We start from the raw sequence: 12840 nt of genomic DNA, 5'->3' as shown, positions 1-12840 counted from the left end.
ATCGCTCCCTCAGCTCAGCACGCTGATGGTCAACTGGTCGCTGTCGAGGTCGTCCTCCAGCACCCGCGCGGGAGTGCGGACGACACCCGCGTCGGAGAGGATGCGCCGGTCGGTGGAGTGCAGCCGGACGTGGTCGGGACCCGCCTGGACCACACCCCCTCCGTTGTCACCGACGAAGCCCGCCGGCAGGCGGTAGCTCCCCTCGGCCAGGTGGGCCGACAGCAGGACGTGGTAGCGCGGAGTGCCCGGCCAGTCGGCGATGATCTCGTAGGTGCCGATGCCGGTGACGCACGAGACCGGGACCTCGATGCCGGTCTCCTCCGCGCACTCGCGCACCGCCGCGGCCTTGGCCGCCTCGCCCAGCTCGATGACGCCGCCGGGGAGCATCCAGCGGCCGGCGAACGGTCCGCCCTTCTGGCGGACGAGGGTCGGCCTGCCGTCCTCACCGAGGACGACGAGCACCGCCACCGGGATGATCCCGGTGTAGCGCGCGGACGTCCGCCAGTCCGCCGGGCTGGTCAGATGAGTGGTCACTGTTCTCTCGCTCTCGGAAGTCCCGTGATCGACCTCCTGCCGGCCGGGCACGGTGTCGGACGGACGGAGGAGCGGCGGGACGAACGGGCATCAGAACTCGCGCAGGCGCTGCTTGAGCGTCTGGCCGGGCGTGTACGCGCTGCGCGCCAGGCCGCGGCGTTGCAGGGCGGGGACCAGGCCGTCGGTCAGGTCGGCGATGAAGCGGCGGTTGAGGCGCAGCAACGGGGTGGTGAGCATGAACCCGTCGCCGCCGACCTCCTCCATGACCTCGCCCATCCGCGCCGCCACCGAGTCCGGCGTGCCGATCAGCTCCACAGAGGACACGAGGCCGCCCGCGTTCTCCGTGACCAGCTGCCGCAGCGTCTTCCCGCTGCCCCACTGCTGGAACTGGTCGAGGGTGCCCTTCTCCCCGTTGGTCTCCAGCTTGTGCGGCAACGGCTCGTCCAGCGCGAACTGCGCGAAGTCGATCTGGGTCAGAGCGGAGACCTGCACCAGCACGTCGGCGATGAAGTCGTCGTTGTCGACCATGCGCTGGTGCTTCTCGCGCGCGTCCTGCTCGGTCTCGCCGACGGTCGGCGTGACGCAGAACAGGACCTTGATCTCGTCGGGGTCCCTGCCCGCGGCCTCCGCGTGCTTGCGGATGTCGTCGCGGAAGGCCTTCATCTCCGCCGGGCCGTTGGCGATGGCGATGACCGAGTCGGCGTTTCGGGCGGCGAAGGCCCGTCCCCTCGGCGACGCGCCCGCCTGCACGAACGCGGGCCGGTGCTGCGGCGACGGCACGGTGTTGAGGGGGCCGCGGCTGGAGAAGTACTTGCCGCGGAAGTGGATCGGGCGCACCTTGTCCGGGTCCGCGTAGACGCCCTTCTCCCGGTCGCGCACGACCGCGTCGTGGTCCCAGGACGCCAGCAGCTGCTTGACCAGGTCGACGTACTCGTCGGCCATCTCGTAGCGCTGCTCGCGGCTGGGCAGCGCGTCCAGGCCGAAGTTCTGCGCGGCCAGGTCCTCCGCGCTGGTGACGATGTTCCAGCCGAACCGGCCGCCGAGCAGGCTGTCCATCGTGGACGCCAGGCGCGCGGTCATGAACGGCGGGTAGGCCAGTGTGGACAGTGTCGCGACGATGCCCAGCTCCGTGGTCGACTTTCCCATCACGGCGGCCAGCGGCACCGGGTCGTGCTTGGGCGCGATCGCGGCCTGGCGCAACGCCGCCGCGGCGCTGCCGCCGTAGGTCTCCGGGACCATCAGCTTGTCCTCGATGATCACGTAGTCCAGGCAGGCGCGCTCAAGCGCCTTGGCGATCTCCATGTAGAACTCGCCGTCCCAGGTGTCACCGCCGGAGCCGAACTGGCCGCGCCAGTCGTCGGTGGTGAAGTTGAGGATGAAGGCGAGGTGGAACGGGGAGGCCATGCTCACTCCTTGTCGAACGGTGGTTGCCGGCGGACGAGCCCGAAGCCCTCTGCCACCGACTTCGCGGCACGCGCGCTCACGTGCTCGAAGAGGAGGGCACCGGACTCCGCGCTGGCACCGGAGGTGCGGCTGAGCACACCGCGGGTGCTCGCCCTGGAGACCTCCAGCGGGTGGACGTAGATCCCCGCGGGCGGCGGGGTGTCGTGGTCGGGCCGCACCTCGCGCACCAGGTCGGGCCGCAGGTGCAGCATCAGGCTGGTCTCGGTGTGCCCGGCGTGCTCGGCGTGCCAGCCGGGGAAGCCCTCGACGTGCTCGCGCGCCCACGCGTCGTCGACCAGGCTCCACCAGCTGAAGACCTGCACCTCGCGGTCGGACAGCGCACCACCGGGACGCGTGGCGTCGTCGACGGCGTCGAGCAGCAGCGCCTCGTTCTCGAAGTGCCCGTTGAGCACCACCAGCCGCGCCAGCGGCAGCTCCGCGATCGAGCGCAGCACCTCGCGAACGTAGGAGATCAGCTCGGCGCCGGAGGCGTAGAGCGTGCCGGGGAAGGCCAGTCCGCCACCGCTCTGCGGCAGCGAGCGCGCCGCGATGTCCAGCGTGGGCAGCAGCAGGCCGTCGACCCGTTCGGCCAGCTCGGCAGCGAACGCCTCGGCCAGCACGGAGTCGACCGACAGGGGCAGGTGGGGACCGTGCTGCTCGGTGGAGCCGATGGGCCAGATGACCGTCGCGCCCGCCAGCGCCTCGTGCACCTCGGCGCTGCTGAGGTCCGCGAAGTAGCGGCTCACACCACCACTCCGTCCGGCTCGTGCTCGACGACGCCCGCGACGATGGCGGCGAGCGTGGAGTACATGTCGGTGTGCAGCGCTGTGTAGACCTGGGTGACCGTCGCCCCGACCGCCAGGTACTCGCGCACGTCGTCGGCCGTGGCGATGCCGCCGATGCCCAGGATCTCCGCGCCGACACCAGCCCTGCGCAGGGAGTGGATCGCGGCCAGCACGAGCGGCTTGATGCCGGGACCCGAGTAGCCGAACACACCGCCCAGCTCCAGCTCGCCCGCGACGGACACGGCCGCGGCCGGGATGGTGTCGCTGATGCTCAGCGCGTCCGCACCGGCGTCGAGCGCGGCCTTGGACCGGTCGCGCAAGCTTTCGCCGATGGCCAGCTTCACCGCGAACGGCAACGACGTCGCCGCGCGCACGGCGCTGGTGTAGGCCGCCACCCGCTCCGGTGTGTCCTCCAGCCCGTCCTCCTCGTTCAGGCAGGAGATGCCCAGCTCCAGCGCGCGGCACCCGGTCTGCTCGACCTGTGCGGCCAGCTCCGCTAGCTCGGCCGGGCTGTCGGCGTGCAGGGAGGCGATCACGGGCAGGTCGTCCTCGGTGAAGCCGCGCAGGTGTCCCAGCCACTCCCCGACGGAGCGCTTGGAGTAGGTGGTGCTGTTGATCATTCCGGTGGGCAGCCTGAGGATGCGCTCGTCGAGGTCGCGCGGCGGGCTGGGGTGGATGGTCTTGGTGACCACCGCGCCCGCGCCGGTGGCGATGAGCCGCCGGATGTTGCGGGCCTGGTCCGTCAGCAGACCCGAGCCCACGACGACCGGGTTCGCCAGGTCCATGCCGAGCACGCGCGCGGTGGAGCCGCTGCGGGGGCTCACCGGCCCGCCACCGGGGTCTTCACGGCGACGGCGGAGGACCGCACGGCCTCGCGCTGGCGCGTCGTGGCCCGCAGCACGGCCTCGACCAGCAGGAACGGCGCGCGGGTGAACCGGTCGAGGTCGAGCACCTGCACGTTGCCGATGCGGTGCAGCCCCTTGAGCAGGTGGCTGGCCGACTCGACGATGGGCTGCCGGGTGACCAGCACGATCGGCCGCCCGAGGGCGGTGGCCCAGCCTAGCTCGATGTGGGTGCCGTCGGTGCGCATCAGCTCCTCGTCGGAGGTGGGCAGCACGGGGATGAAGACGTCGCACTTGGACATCCAGCGCAGATCCCGCGCCGACACCTGCTCGGGGCTGAACGCGGCGGTCCGCGCCCCGAACTCCTCGACGGTGTGCGCGGAGAAGATCGTGCCGCCCTGTCCGCGCAGCGTCTCGATCGCCAGGGAGATCGCGCTGCGCAGGTGCCCGGTGAACCCGTCGGGGCGGATGGCGTGCTGGATGGGACCGCCGACGAATAGGTCTAGACCAGTGAGCGCGGAATGTGGTGGGTGCTGCTCGGTCAGCATTTGTTCGCCCTTCGAGGTTGCGATGTCGAGAAGAATGGGAATGATCTGTCGACAAAGTTCGCGGCGACGGCTTTCAGCAATCAGTATCCGGCGCGAATAATCCGCGCCGGCACCTCCGATCGGGTGACTGTTCAGAGCCTAAACAAAATGCCTCGAAAAAGAATCGTGCGCGCGCCGAAAAACCGCGCGACAACGCGCGGGTGTTGTCCGGGCGACCGGTCGGACCTCAGTCGGGCGGGTCCTCCCCGGCGGACGGCGGCCGCAGCAGCACCGCCACGGCGGCGGCGATCACGAGCAGCACCGCCGCGGCACCGCCGACGGCCACGCGCACGCCGGTGTCGAACGCGGACTCGGCGGCGGTCGTCAGCGCACCGGCATCGGCCTGCGACAAGGTCGCCGCGACCTCCTGGGCCCCATTGACGGAACTGCGCGCGACGTCGCCCTCGCCCTCGGAGAGGAACGGCGGTGTGGTCAGGCTGAACCGGTAGACGACCGCCAGCACGCTGCCGAGCAGCGCCACGCCCATTCCCGCGGACAGCTCGAAGGACGTCTCCTGGATGGCGGCGGCCTCACCCGCGCGCTCGGGTGCGACGACGGCGGTGATGGAGTCGGCGCCGGAGGTCATGATGATGCCCGCGCCGAAGCCGGAGACCACCAGCACGCCGACCAGCGCGGGGTACCAGGTGGTCAGCGGGCTGGCCGCGAAGAAGGCGAGCGCGGCGGCGAACGCCGTGAGCGCGCCCGTCATCGACCAGCGGCTGCCGAACCGGTCGGCGATCCGCGGTGCGAGCGTGGCCCCGAGCGCGTTGGCCACGGCCAGCGGCACGATCGCCGCCCCGGCCTGCAACGGCGTGAACTCGCGCGCCTGCTGGAACCACTGCATGAGCAGGAAGAGCATCGCCACGTAGGAACCGAACGCACCGAACACGGCGATGATCGCGACGCTGAAGCGGCGGTTGCGGAACAGTTCGAGGTCCAGCAGCGGCTGGTGCAGCCGGCGTTGCCGCAGCACGAACCACACCAGCACCGCGATGCCGGCGACGCCGCCGGCGAGGGTGAACGGCGTCAGCCCGCCGGGGGCGGTGGCCTCCTTGAGCCCGTAGGCGAAGCCCGCGAGCCCGACCACCGACAGGACGACGCTCAGCGGGTCCCACGGCCTGGGCTCGGGGTTGGAGGACTCGGGGATGACCAGGGCGCCGACGACGAGCACGACGACCACGACGGGGACGTTGACCAGGAAGACCGAGCCCCACGGGAAGTGCTCGACGAGCGCGCCGCCGATCAGCGGCCCCAGGGTGGTGCCCACGCTGTGCGCGGCGGTCCACAGGCCGATCGCGAAGGCGCGCTCGCGGTCGTCGGGGAAGACGTTGCGGATGATGGCCACGGTGGCGGCCATGATCAGTGCGGTGCCGAGCCCGAGCACGGCGCGCGCGGCGATCAGCAGGCCGGTCGACGGCGCGAACGCCGCGGCCAGTGAGGCCAGGCCGAACAGGGCAAAGCCGGTCAGCGCCACCCGGCGCCGCCCGATCTTGTCGGCCAGGGTGCCGCACACGATCAGGAAGGCGGCGACGGTCAGCGAGTAGACGTCGACGATCCACAGCAGTCCCGGCCCGCTGGGGTCGAGGTCGCGGGCGAGCGCGGGCACGGCGACGTGCAGGACCGTGAGGTCCAGGCCGGCCAGCAGCAGGCTCGTGCACAGCACGGCCAGGACCAGCCACCGCCGGTGGTGCTCGCTTTTGGCTTGGGAATGCGTGGAGGGCTTGAGACTCACTGACCCTTTGTCTACTTATCGTAACGCAGAGTCAAGCAGTGAACACGCTGTGTCATAGTGACAAGCTGTATACCTTTGCGGGCAGCGGCGATCCACGTTGCAATATGATCTCCGTCATATTTCGGCGGAACCCGTCACCGCCGCCGGTCGCGCGCTGTCCCGGTACTGCGCACCCCAGCTGTCGAGCTTGTCGACAAGCTCCCGCAGCGACTCGCCCAGTTCGCTGACGGAGTACTCCGTCCTCGGCGGCACCTCCGCGTACACGGCCCGCGTGACCAGTCCGTCGGTTTCCAGCTCCTTCAGCTGCCGGCTCAGCATCCGCGGTGTCACCGACGGCAGCATCTTCCGCAGCTCGCCGAATCGGAGCGTTCCGTCCAGCAGGTACTTCAGGATCAGCATTTTCCATTTTCCGCCGATCACCACGAGCGCCACTTCGACGTTGCACAGCTCGGGCATCTCGTCGATGTTCTCCCGAATTCTCACCTGTCTCACGGAGTGGAATTCTACGGCACCGCCGAGAATCGGGCAAATGAGACGAGCTTGATTTCGCGGCGGTTTACCTGGTGACAATCGACCCGAAACATTCGTGGTGACCCCGCCGGGTCAGTCCGCGTCGAGGTGCCGGCGGCGCGCGGCGGCACGGCCCGCGTAGCGGACCCCGCGGTTGGCGGCCTTCACCCAGCCCTGCCACTCCTTGTGCGCGGAGCGCTCCTGGGTCCGTGCGCAGCAACGCCACGGGGAGGCGATCCCGGTGACCACCGCCCAGCGGCACCGGGTACCCGTGTGCTCCCGCGGCGGGAGCGGGGGGAGGTCGCACGACCCGTGCCGGTGGTCGTGCAGGGGCAGGCCACCGTGCTCGCGGTGCCGCACCCACGCCGGTTTGGTCTTGTCCGTGCGGGACATCTCGTTCCTCCGGAACCAGCCACCCGTGCTCCCGGACCCTCCGGGCGGGCGGCTAAGGCATCCGCCGCACCACGACCACCTTCTTCTTCTGCGCTGTGGCGGAACGACCCGTGCCGCCCGCTCCTCGCACGGTACCGAACCGGCGAACTCGCCGAGGTCGGCCGCGCGGGCGATCTCGTGAACGGCGTGACGGCCCTGGCCTGCCGGCCGCCGCCGGAAGCGGAGACCTGACCGTCTCGTGGCTGAAGACCGGCGTCAGCGTTGCCGCGGTGCCGTGCGGTGCAGCAGCCGGTGGACGCGGCGCACCGACGCCAGCCGTTCCTCGCCGTTGAGCGCGAGCGCCCGCACCACCGGGTCGTCCGGGCCGCGTCGCCTGCGGATCTCCGCGAGCCGGAGCGCGCGAACCTGCCCGACACGGTCGAGGTCGTGCAGGGCGACCTCGCCGACCGCGAGGCCGTTGCCGCCGTGCTGAAGGGCGTCGACTCGGCGTTCTACGTCTCGCCGCACGAGGCCAACGAGATCGAGATCGCCACGATCTTCGGCGAGGAGGCCCAGCGCGCGGGCGCCCGTCTCGCGTTCGGCGGCTTCCACGTCGAGGACCCGGAGGCGCGCGCGGGAGCGGCCCAGGCGATGCCGGACTACACGGGGAAGCTGCGGCTCGCGGCGTTCCTGGCGGGCACCGACACGCGGCCGGCCATGTTCAGCCTCACCAACTTCGACCAGAACGACGAGGTCTTCCGCGCCGACATCGAGGCGGGTGTCCACCCGACGCCGCTGCACGCCAGGGGCGTCAACCGGATCGACCTGCGCGACGCCGCCGAGGTGATCACCCGCGCGCTCGTCGACCCCGGCTTCGCGGCCGGCAGCTACCAGCTGCTGGGACCGGAGTCGTTGAACGGCGAGCAGAGTGCCCAGATCTGGGCCGAGGCGCTCGGCCGCGAGGTCGTCTACACCGGGAACGACCCCGAGTGGCGCAAGGCGTTCGGGCGCAGGCTCTCCGGCCCGAAGCTCATCGGCTGGATCCACAGCTTCGAGCTGCTCAGCGCGGGACCGATCCTGACCGACCTGGCCCAGGTCGCGACCATGACCGAGCTGCTCGGCCACGCGCCGCGCTCCCTGCGCGACTACGTGCGCGACTCGGTGAACCGCTGATGCCCGCACCGACGGCGGCAGGAGCGTCGTGAAGATCGGCTCCACGCTGCCGCAGGCGGGCACGGCCGCCCGGCAGGTGCAGCGGGCGGGCCGCTACGCGAGCGAGGGCGAACGGCTCGGAGCGGACAGCCTGTGGGTGATCGACCGGCTGCTCGCGCCGGTCGCCCCCACGGCGGGCCACAACGGCGCCGGCACGTTCCCGGACGAGTTCCGCGCGGTGCTCGACCCGTTCGTGCTGCTGAGCATCGCCGCGATGGCCACCGAACGGGTGCTCATCGGCAGCAACGTCCTCAACGCGCCGTGGTACCCACCGGTGGTGCTCGGCCGCGCGCTCACGTCCCTGGACGTGCTCAGCGACGGGCGCCTCGTGCCGGGCCTCGGCATCGGCTGGTCACCGGACGAGTTCACCGCGGTGAACGTCGCGATGTCCGAACGCGGCAGCCGCCTGGACGAGACCCTGGACGTGCTGGACCAGCTCTGGACCCCCGGCCCTGCCGAGTACCGGGGCAGGCGTCGACGCCTCGGTACGGGTTGAACCCTGAGCGGGATCGGGACGATCGATTCGCGGAGGGCTGGAACGGTGGCCCTCCTCCGCCGCCGCAGCCCTACGCCTACGGATCTCGGCGCGTTCGCCGACGTCGAGGATGCGGATCGACCTCGCGTGGTTGACCTTGCCGTCCACCCGTGGTGAGAGCGTGCGGCGCACGTCGTAGACCGCCCAGGGCACCGCGGCCAGCAGCGTCTCGAACTGGTCGAGCACCTCGGCGGTGCAGTTGATCTGCAGCAGTCGTAGTTGTGTCGCACAGCGCTGGTGCGCGGGTCAAGGCGATGCCCGCTTCAGCGCCTCCGCTGAGCTCCGCGGGTCATCGCCTCCCGCGCCGTCGTGAGAGACCGGTCATCGGCCCGAGGATGTCCGTTTCTCGACCGGTCAGCTCAAAGCCTGAGCTGGCTCGATCTCCCACCGGAGCTCGTGTGCCCAGTCGGCACCAAGGCGGCAGGGGAACTGAGTGCCATCGTCAGTGATGGCCATCCATCCGAAGCTCCGACCGGTCGAGCTGAGGCACTGAAACCGTGACGCTTCCAGACCGTTGTGTAAACGCAGCGGGCCGTTCAGCTTGATCGTCGTACCGACCACGACGTCCTTCAGACGCTGGCGCACTTCCGATCGTCTGGTGAGCCGGTTGCGGCACTTCGCACGCCACTCCAACGCGTACTCGTTGGTCGTGGGGCTGAGTGCGTCGAGGACCTTGGCCGGGGCGCTAGCTACTGCCCTCCCGGTCCGGCAGGACGCCGCGCAGTCCACGAACGTACAGTTCTCCGCTCGCCGGCCTGCGAGGGAACAGAAGTTGCCGCAGAATCGTTGATCGTGGACATGGCAGACGTGAAGCTCAGCCCCACTGAGTGGGTGCGGGACCAGACGGCGAAGATCCTGGAGACGGGTACCACCGAGGGCATCAAGGTCGCCGGCAGGCCGATCGTGCTGCTGACGGTGCGCGGCGCCAAGAGCGGCCAGCTGCGCTACACCCCGGTTATGCGCGTGGAGCACGACGGCAGCTACGCGGTCGTGGCCTCGAAGGGCGGCGCGCCCGAGCACCCGGCGTGGTTTCACAGCATCAAGGCGTACCCCGAGATCAAGCTGCAGGACGGGACCGTGACGAAGGACTTCGTCGCACGCGAGGTCGACGGCGACGAACGCGCCCAGTGGTGGGAGCGGGCCGTCGCGGCCTACCCGCCCTACGCCGAGTACCAGACCAAGACCGACCGGCAGATCCCGGTGTTCGTGCTCGAAGCGAAGTGACGCGCGGGCGGTCCCGGTGTCGCGGGACCGCCCACCTCCGTCACCAGGTGATGCCCAGCCCGGCGAGGAAGTCGCCGAGCTTCGTGGCGATCAACCGGTGGTCGCGGGCGGAGAAGTGCCAGTCGCAGCCCAGCCGGTCGATGGCGGGGTCGGCGAAGTTCCAGTGGCGGACCCGGCTGTCGCCCTGGGCCGTGCGCTCCTGCACGACCTGGCGTGCGGCGTCGGCGAACACCCCGGACGCCTCCGGGACGCCCACGACGATCTCCGTGCCGGCGCCGTAGCGGGTCCGCAGCTTCGCGAGGAACCCGAGGTAGGCGCTCTTGTAGGCGGTGACCAGGCTCTCCTGCGTCGGCCACTGCTCACCGGGGTTGAGCGCGGTGGAGAAGTCGTTGGTGCCCAGGCCCACCACGACGACCTTCGGCTGCCAGCTCGCGGGCTTGACCCACACGTCGCCCTCGACGTGCAGCAGCGCCCGGTCGTAGTAGGTGCGGTAGCTGGTGCCCGGCTGGCCGCCCGCGTAGTTGCGCACCATGCCGCGCCCGGAGAACGCGTTGATCTGGTAGTCCGCGTTCAGCGCGCGAGCCGTGAGCGCACCGAAGCTGATGTCGGAGTTCGTGTTGCGGTCGACGCCGCCGTTGGCGGAGCAGTCCCGCGTGGTCGAGAGGTTGCCGTAGCCGGCGGTCAGCGAGTCGCCGATGAACTCGATCTGCCTGCTGCGCGCCGCCGGCCGGTCGAGCACCACACCGCCGCTGGCCGCCACGAACCCGCCGAACTGCCCCGCGGCGTACGTGCTCTCCGTGCGCTTGACGAGCCGCACGCGGTGCTCGGCGTTGCTGAGCCCGCCGACCTGGTGAGTGACCCTGCCGGGTTTGACCAGCGTGGCCACCGTCGTGCCGTCGACCTGCACGTCGTAGTCGTTGACCGCGTCGTTGAGCACCACACCGACGCCGGTGCCGCGGAACCGGCCCTCGAAGTAGACACCGGGCCAGGTGTACTGGCCGGTGGCGGTGACCCGGCCGGCGGTGTGCGCCTGCGTCAGCGGGTCCGGCGCGGGCGTGTCCCCCGTGCAGGCGGTGCCGTTGAGCGCGAACCCGGTGGGAGCGGGCGTGATGGCGCCGGTGGCGACGAAGCCGACCCCGGCGGTGGCACCGGTGCCGATGCGGGCGTTGTAGCCGGTGTCGGTGACGGTCACCTGGGCACCGGACTGCCGCACGGTCCCGTTCCACAGCTGCGTGACGGTCTGCCCGCCGCCGAACGACCACGTCAGCTGCCAGCCGTCGACGGCGTCACCGAGGTTCGTGACCTCCGCCGAGGCGATGAACCCGCCCTGCCACTCGTTGGTCACCTGGTAGACCACCCGGCACCCGGCTGCGGCACCGGCCGCCGGCGCACCGGCGGAGAGGACGGCCGCTGTCATCGCGGCGGTGAGGACGGCGGCTGCCGTCGGCTTCAACCGGTGCACTTGCTCTCCTCGTTCGGCCGTCCACTGCGGACTGTGCGGGAACGCTCCCGGAACCTCGACCGTAGCGTCGAACGAGATCGAAAACGAGCCTGGCGGTGTTCGACGACGACCGGTCGAACCGGGTCGAAGCCGGACCTGCCGGCCGGTCGGACGACGCGTCGATCACCCGACGCGCGTGCAGACCACGCCCAGCGCGTCGACCTCGCTGCCCGCGCGGCCGTGGAAGCCCGCGATCTGGAACCCGGCCGGTGCCGTGTAGGTGACGGCGTTCGGTGTCTCAGTGCCGCCGGACAGCGTGCGGCCGGTGTTCGTGGTGAAGCGGGCGAAGAAGATCCGGGTGCGCCCGTCGTGTTGTCCGGAGTGGAGGGTCACCGACGTGAGGTGCTCCCCCGGTGCGAGGGTCAGCTGCTGAGCCGTGCCGCCGTTGCCGCCGTGGGTGAACGTCGTGCCGTCGGCGAGTGCCAGGCCCACCTGGTCGACCCGTGAGCCCGTGCGCAGGGTCAGCTGGGTCACCCGTTGCGCCGGCGGGACGGTGGCCACGTCGGTGAACGGAGTGCCGTGCGGGCCGCCCCACTGGTCGCTGAGCGACAGGGCCGGGTCGAGGGTCCACCGGAAGTCCGCCGCGATCGGGTAGTGGTCGGACAGCATCTTGTCGTCCGCGGTGCGGAAGGCGGCGTTCTCGTTGGCGTAGCGGGTGAGGCTGAGGGTGATGTACCGGTTGCCGCGGAACAGGACCTTGTCGACGACCTCGCACGCGTCGGTGACGTTCGCGTCGTCGCAGACCAGCGCCGGGCTGCCGGCCTCCGGCGGCACGCCACCCCGTTCCTCCTGCACCCACGCGTCGGTGAGGCCGTTGGCGGTGACCAGCTCGCGGATGTTGTCGCCGGCGCGGGTGTAGCGGGTGTTGGTGTCCCCGGCGACCACGACGGCGTTGCCGGCGGAGTTCGCGGCGATGAACCGGGAGAGCTCGCTGATGTTGGCGCGGCGGGCGGCCAGGTCCGCGTCGGTCGAACCCGCGTTGGAGTGCACGTTGTAGAAGTCGACCAGCACGCCCTCGGCCAGCCTGGTGCGGGAGAACGTGAAGCCCTTGGGCGTCAGGCAGTCCGTGCCGTTGCAGCGGTCCCACTTGTCGCGAACGAGGTCGGAGTACGGGTAGTTCGCGAGGGTGTTGAGGCCGTCGCCGAACGGGACGCCGCCGCTGGTGGGCGTGCGGAACGGGTGGGTGTTGTTGGCGTACAACGACGCGTGGTAGTTGAAGTCCTCCTGGACGTGCACGACGTCGTACGGCCGGATGCGCTGGCCGATGATCGGCGTGTTCACCCTCGGGTTGCCGCTGGACAGGCCTTCCGGCAGCCCGGCGACGTTGTAGCTGAGCACCGAGAACGTCCCACCGGCCGGCGCCGCCACGGCTGTGGCCGGGAGCAGCGCCGCCGCGACCAAGCCGGCGACGACGACAGTTCTGGTCAACACCTGCACGGCACCACTCCCGCCTCGCGATCGAGCACGACGCCGCGAGGCTAGAGCAACGCGAAGAAACTTCACATACCGTGGAGGTGACAACACCGCAACGAAGAACGGGAAACCGTCGAACGCGTCGAACGG

At 70.6% G+C, this 12840-nt stretch carries 14 protein-coding genes; 3 read left to right on the top strand and 11 right to left on the bottom strand.

What is annotated here, in order from left to right; translation table 11 throughout:
* Positions 1–9: 9 nt before the first annotated feature.
* The 8 genes from ACVDFE_RS22905 to ACVDFE_RS22870 all read right to left on the bottom strand — a co-directional run bounded on the left by ACVDFE_RS22905 (position 10) and on the right by ACVDFE_RS22870 (position 6826).
* A complete protein-coding gene (locus tag ACVDFE_RS22905) occupies positions 10–534 on the bottom strand; it encodes an NUDIX domain-containing protein (protein WP_458431785.1) in 525 nt (174 codons plus the stop codon).
* Positions 535–624: 90 nt separating this feature from the next.
* Positions 625–1938 carry an NtaA/DmoA family FMN-dependent monooxygenase gene (locus ACVDFE_RS22900; RefSeq protein WP_458431784.1) on the bottom strand — a complete coding sequence of 438 codons (1314 nt, stop codon included), beginning with the start codon at positions 1936–1938 and terminating at the stop codon, positions 625–627.
* A gap of 2 nt (positions 1939–1940) precedes the next feature.
* Positions 1941–2723, bottom strand: coding sequence for a creatininase family protein (locus ACVDFE_RS22895; protein WP_458431783.1), 783 nt, complete (start codon positions 2721–2723; stop codon positions 1941–1943).
* Positions 2720–3586, bottom strand: a complete 867-nt coding sequence (locus ACVDFE_RS22890; RefSeq protein WP_458431782.1) for a hypothetical protein — start codon at positions 3584–3586, stop codon at positions 2720–2722. The genes ACVDFE_RS22895 and ACVDFE_RS22890 overlap by 4 nt, the downstream gene beginning before the upstream one ends.
* Complete coding sequence (locus ACVDFE_RS22885) at positions 3583–4152, bottom strand: nucleoside 2-deoxyribosyltransferase (protein ID WP_458431781.1); 570 nt, start codon at positions 4150–4152, stop codon at positions 3583–3585. Before ACVDFE_RS22885 ends, ACVDFE_RS22890 begins: the two co-directional genes overlap by 4 nt.
* Before the next feature lie 226 nt (positions 4153–4378).
* The gene (locus ACVDFE_RS22880) at positions 4379–5923 is read right to left on the bottom strand and encodes an MFS transporter (protein ID WP_458431780.1); all 1545 of its coding nucleotides are present in this window, start codon (positions 5921–5923) and stop codon (positions 4379–4381) included.
* Positions 5924–6037: 114 nt separating this feature from the next.
* Positions 6038–6415, bottom strand: coding sequence for a winged helix-turn-helix transcriptional regulator (locus ACVDFE_RS22875; RefSeq protein WP_458431779.1), 378 nt, complete (start codon positions 6413–6415; stop codon positions 6038–6040).
* 111 nt (positions 6416–6526) lie between these two features.
* Positions 6527–6826 carry a hypothetical protein gene (locus ACVDFE_RS22870; RefSeq protein WP_458431778.1) on the bottom strand — a complete coding sequence of 100 codons (300 nt, stop codon included), beginning with the start codon at positions 6824–6826 and terminating at the stop codon, positions 6527–6529.
* 279 nt (positions 6827–7105) lie between these two features.
* Between ACVDFE_RS22870 and ACVDFE_RS22865 the strand changes: the two genes are divergently transcribed.
* Together ACVDFE_RS22865 and ACVDFE_RS22860 are read left to right on the top strand one after the other, a co-directional pair.
* A complete protein-coding gene (locus ACVDFE_RS22865; RefSeq protein WP_458431777.1) occupies positions 7106–7978 on the top strand; it encodes an NmrA family NAD(P)-binding protein in 873 nt (290 codons plus the stop codon).
* Between the two features lie 28 nt (positions 7979–8006).
* Positions 8007–8513 carry an LLM class flavin-dependent oxidoreductase gene (locus ACVDFE_RS22860; protein WP_458431776.1) on the top strand — a complete coding sequence of 169 codons (507 nt, stop codon included), beginning with the start codon at positions 8007–8009 and terminating at the stop codon, positions 8511–8513.
* 393 nt (positions 8514–8906) lie between these two features.
* Here the strand turns inward: ACVDFE_RS22860 and ACVDFE_RS22855 are convergent, their stop codons facing one another.
* The gene (locus tag ACVDFE_RS22855) at positions 8907–9281 is read right to left on the bottom strand and encodes a DUF6927 domain-containing protein (RefSeq protein WP_458431775.1); all 375 of its coding nucleotides are present in this window, start codon (positions 9279–9281) and stop codon (positions 8907–8909) included.
* Positions 9282–9350: 69 nt separating this feature from the next.
* On the opposite strand from ACVDFE_RS22855, the gene ACVDFE_RS22850 reads away from it, so the two are divergent.
* Positions 9351–9776, top strand: coding sequence for a nitroreductase family deazaflavin-dependent oxidoreductase (locus tag ACVDFE_RS22850; protein WP_458434381.1), 426 nt, complete (start codon positions 9351–9353; stop codon positions 9774–9776).
* 40 nt (positions 9777–9816) lie between these two features.
* Here the strand turns inward: ACVDFE_RS22850 and ACVDFE_RS22845 are convergent, their stop codons facing one another.
* Together ACVDFE_RS22845 and ACVDFE_RS22840 are read right to left on the bottom strand one after the other, a co-directional pair.
* Positions 9817–11238, bottom strand: coding sequence for a cellulose binding domain-containing protein (locus ACVDFE_RS22845; RefSeq protein ID WP_458431774.1), 1422 nt, complete (start codon positions 11236–11238; stop codon positions 9817–9819).
* A gap of 162 nt (positions 11239–11400) precedes the next feature.
* A complete protein-coding gene (locus ACVDFE_RS22840) occupies positions 11401–12708 on the bottom strand; it encodes a jacalin-like lectin (protein ID WP_458431773.1) in 1308 nt (435 codons plus the stop codon).
* Between the last annotated feature and the right edge of the window lie 132 nt (positions 12709–12840).

The sequence above is a fragment of the Lentzea chajnantorensis genome (assembly GCF_054300775.1).
This window is presented reverse-complemented; position numbering and strand designations above follow the sequence as displayed.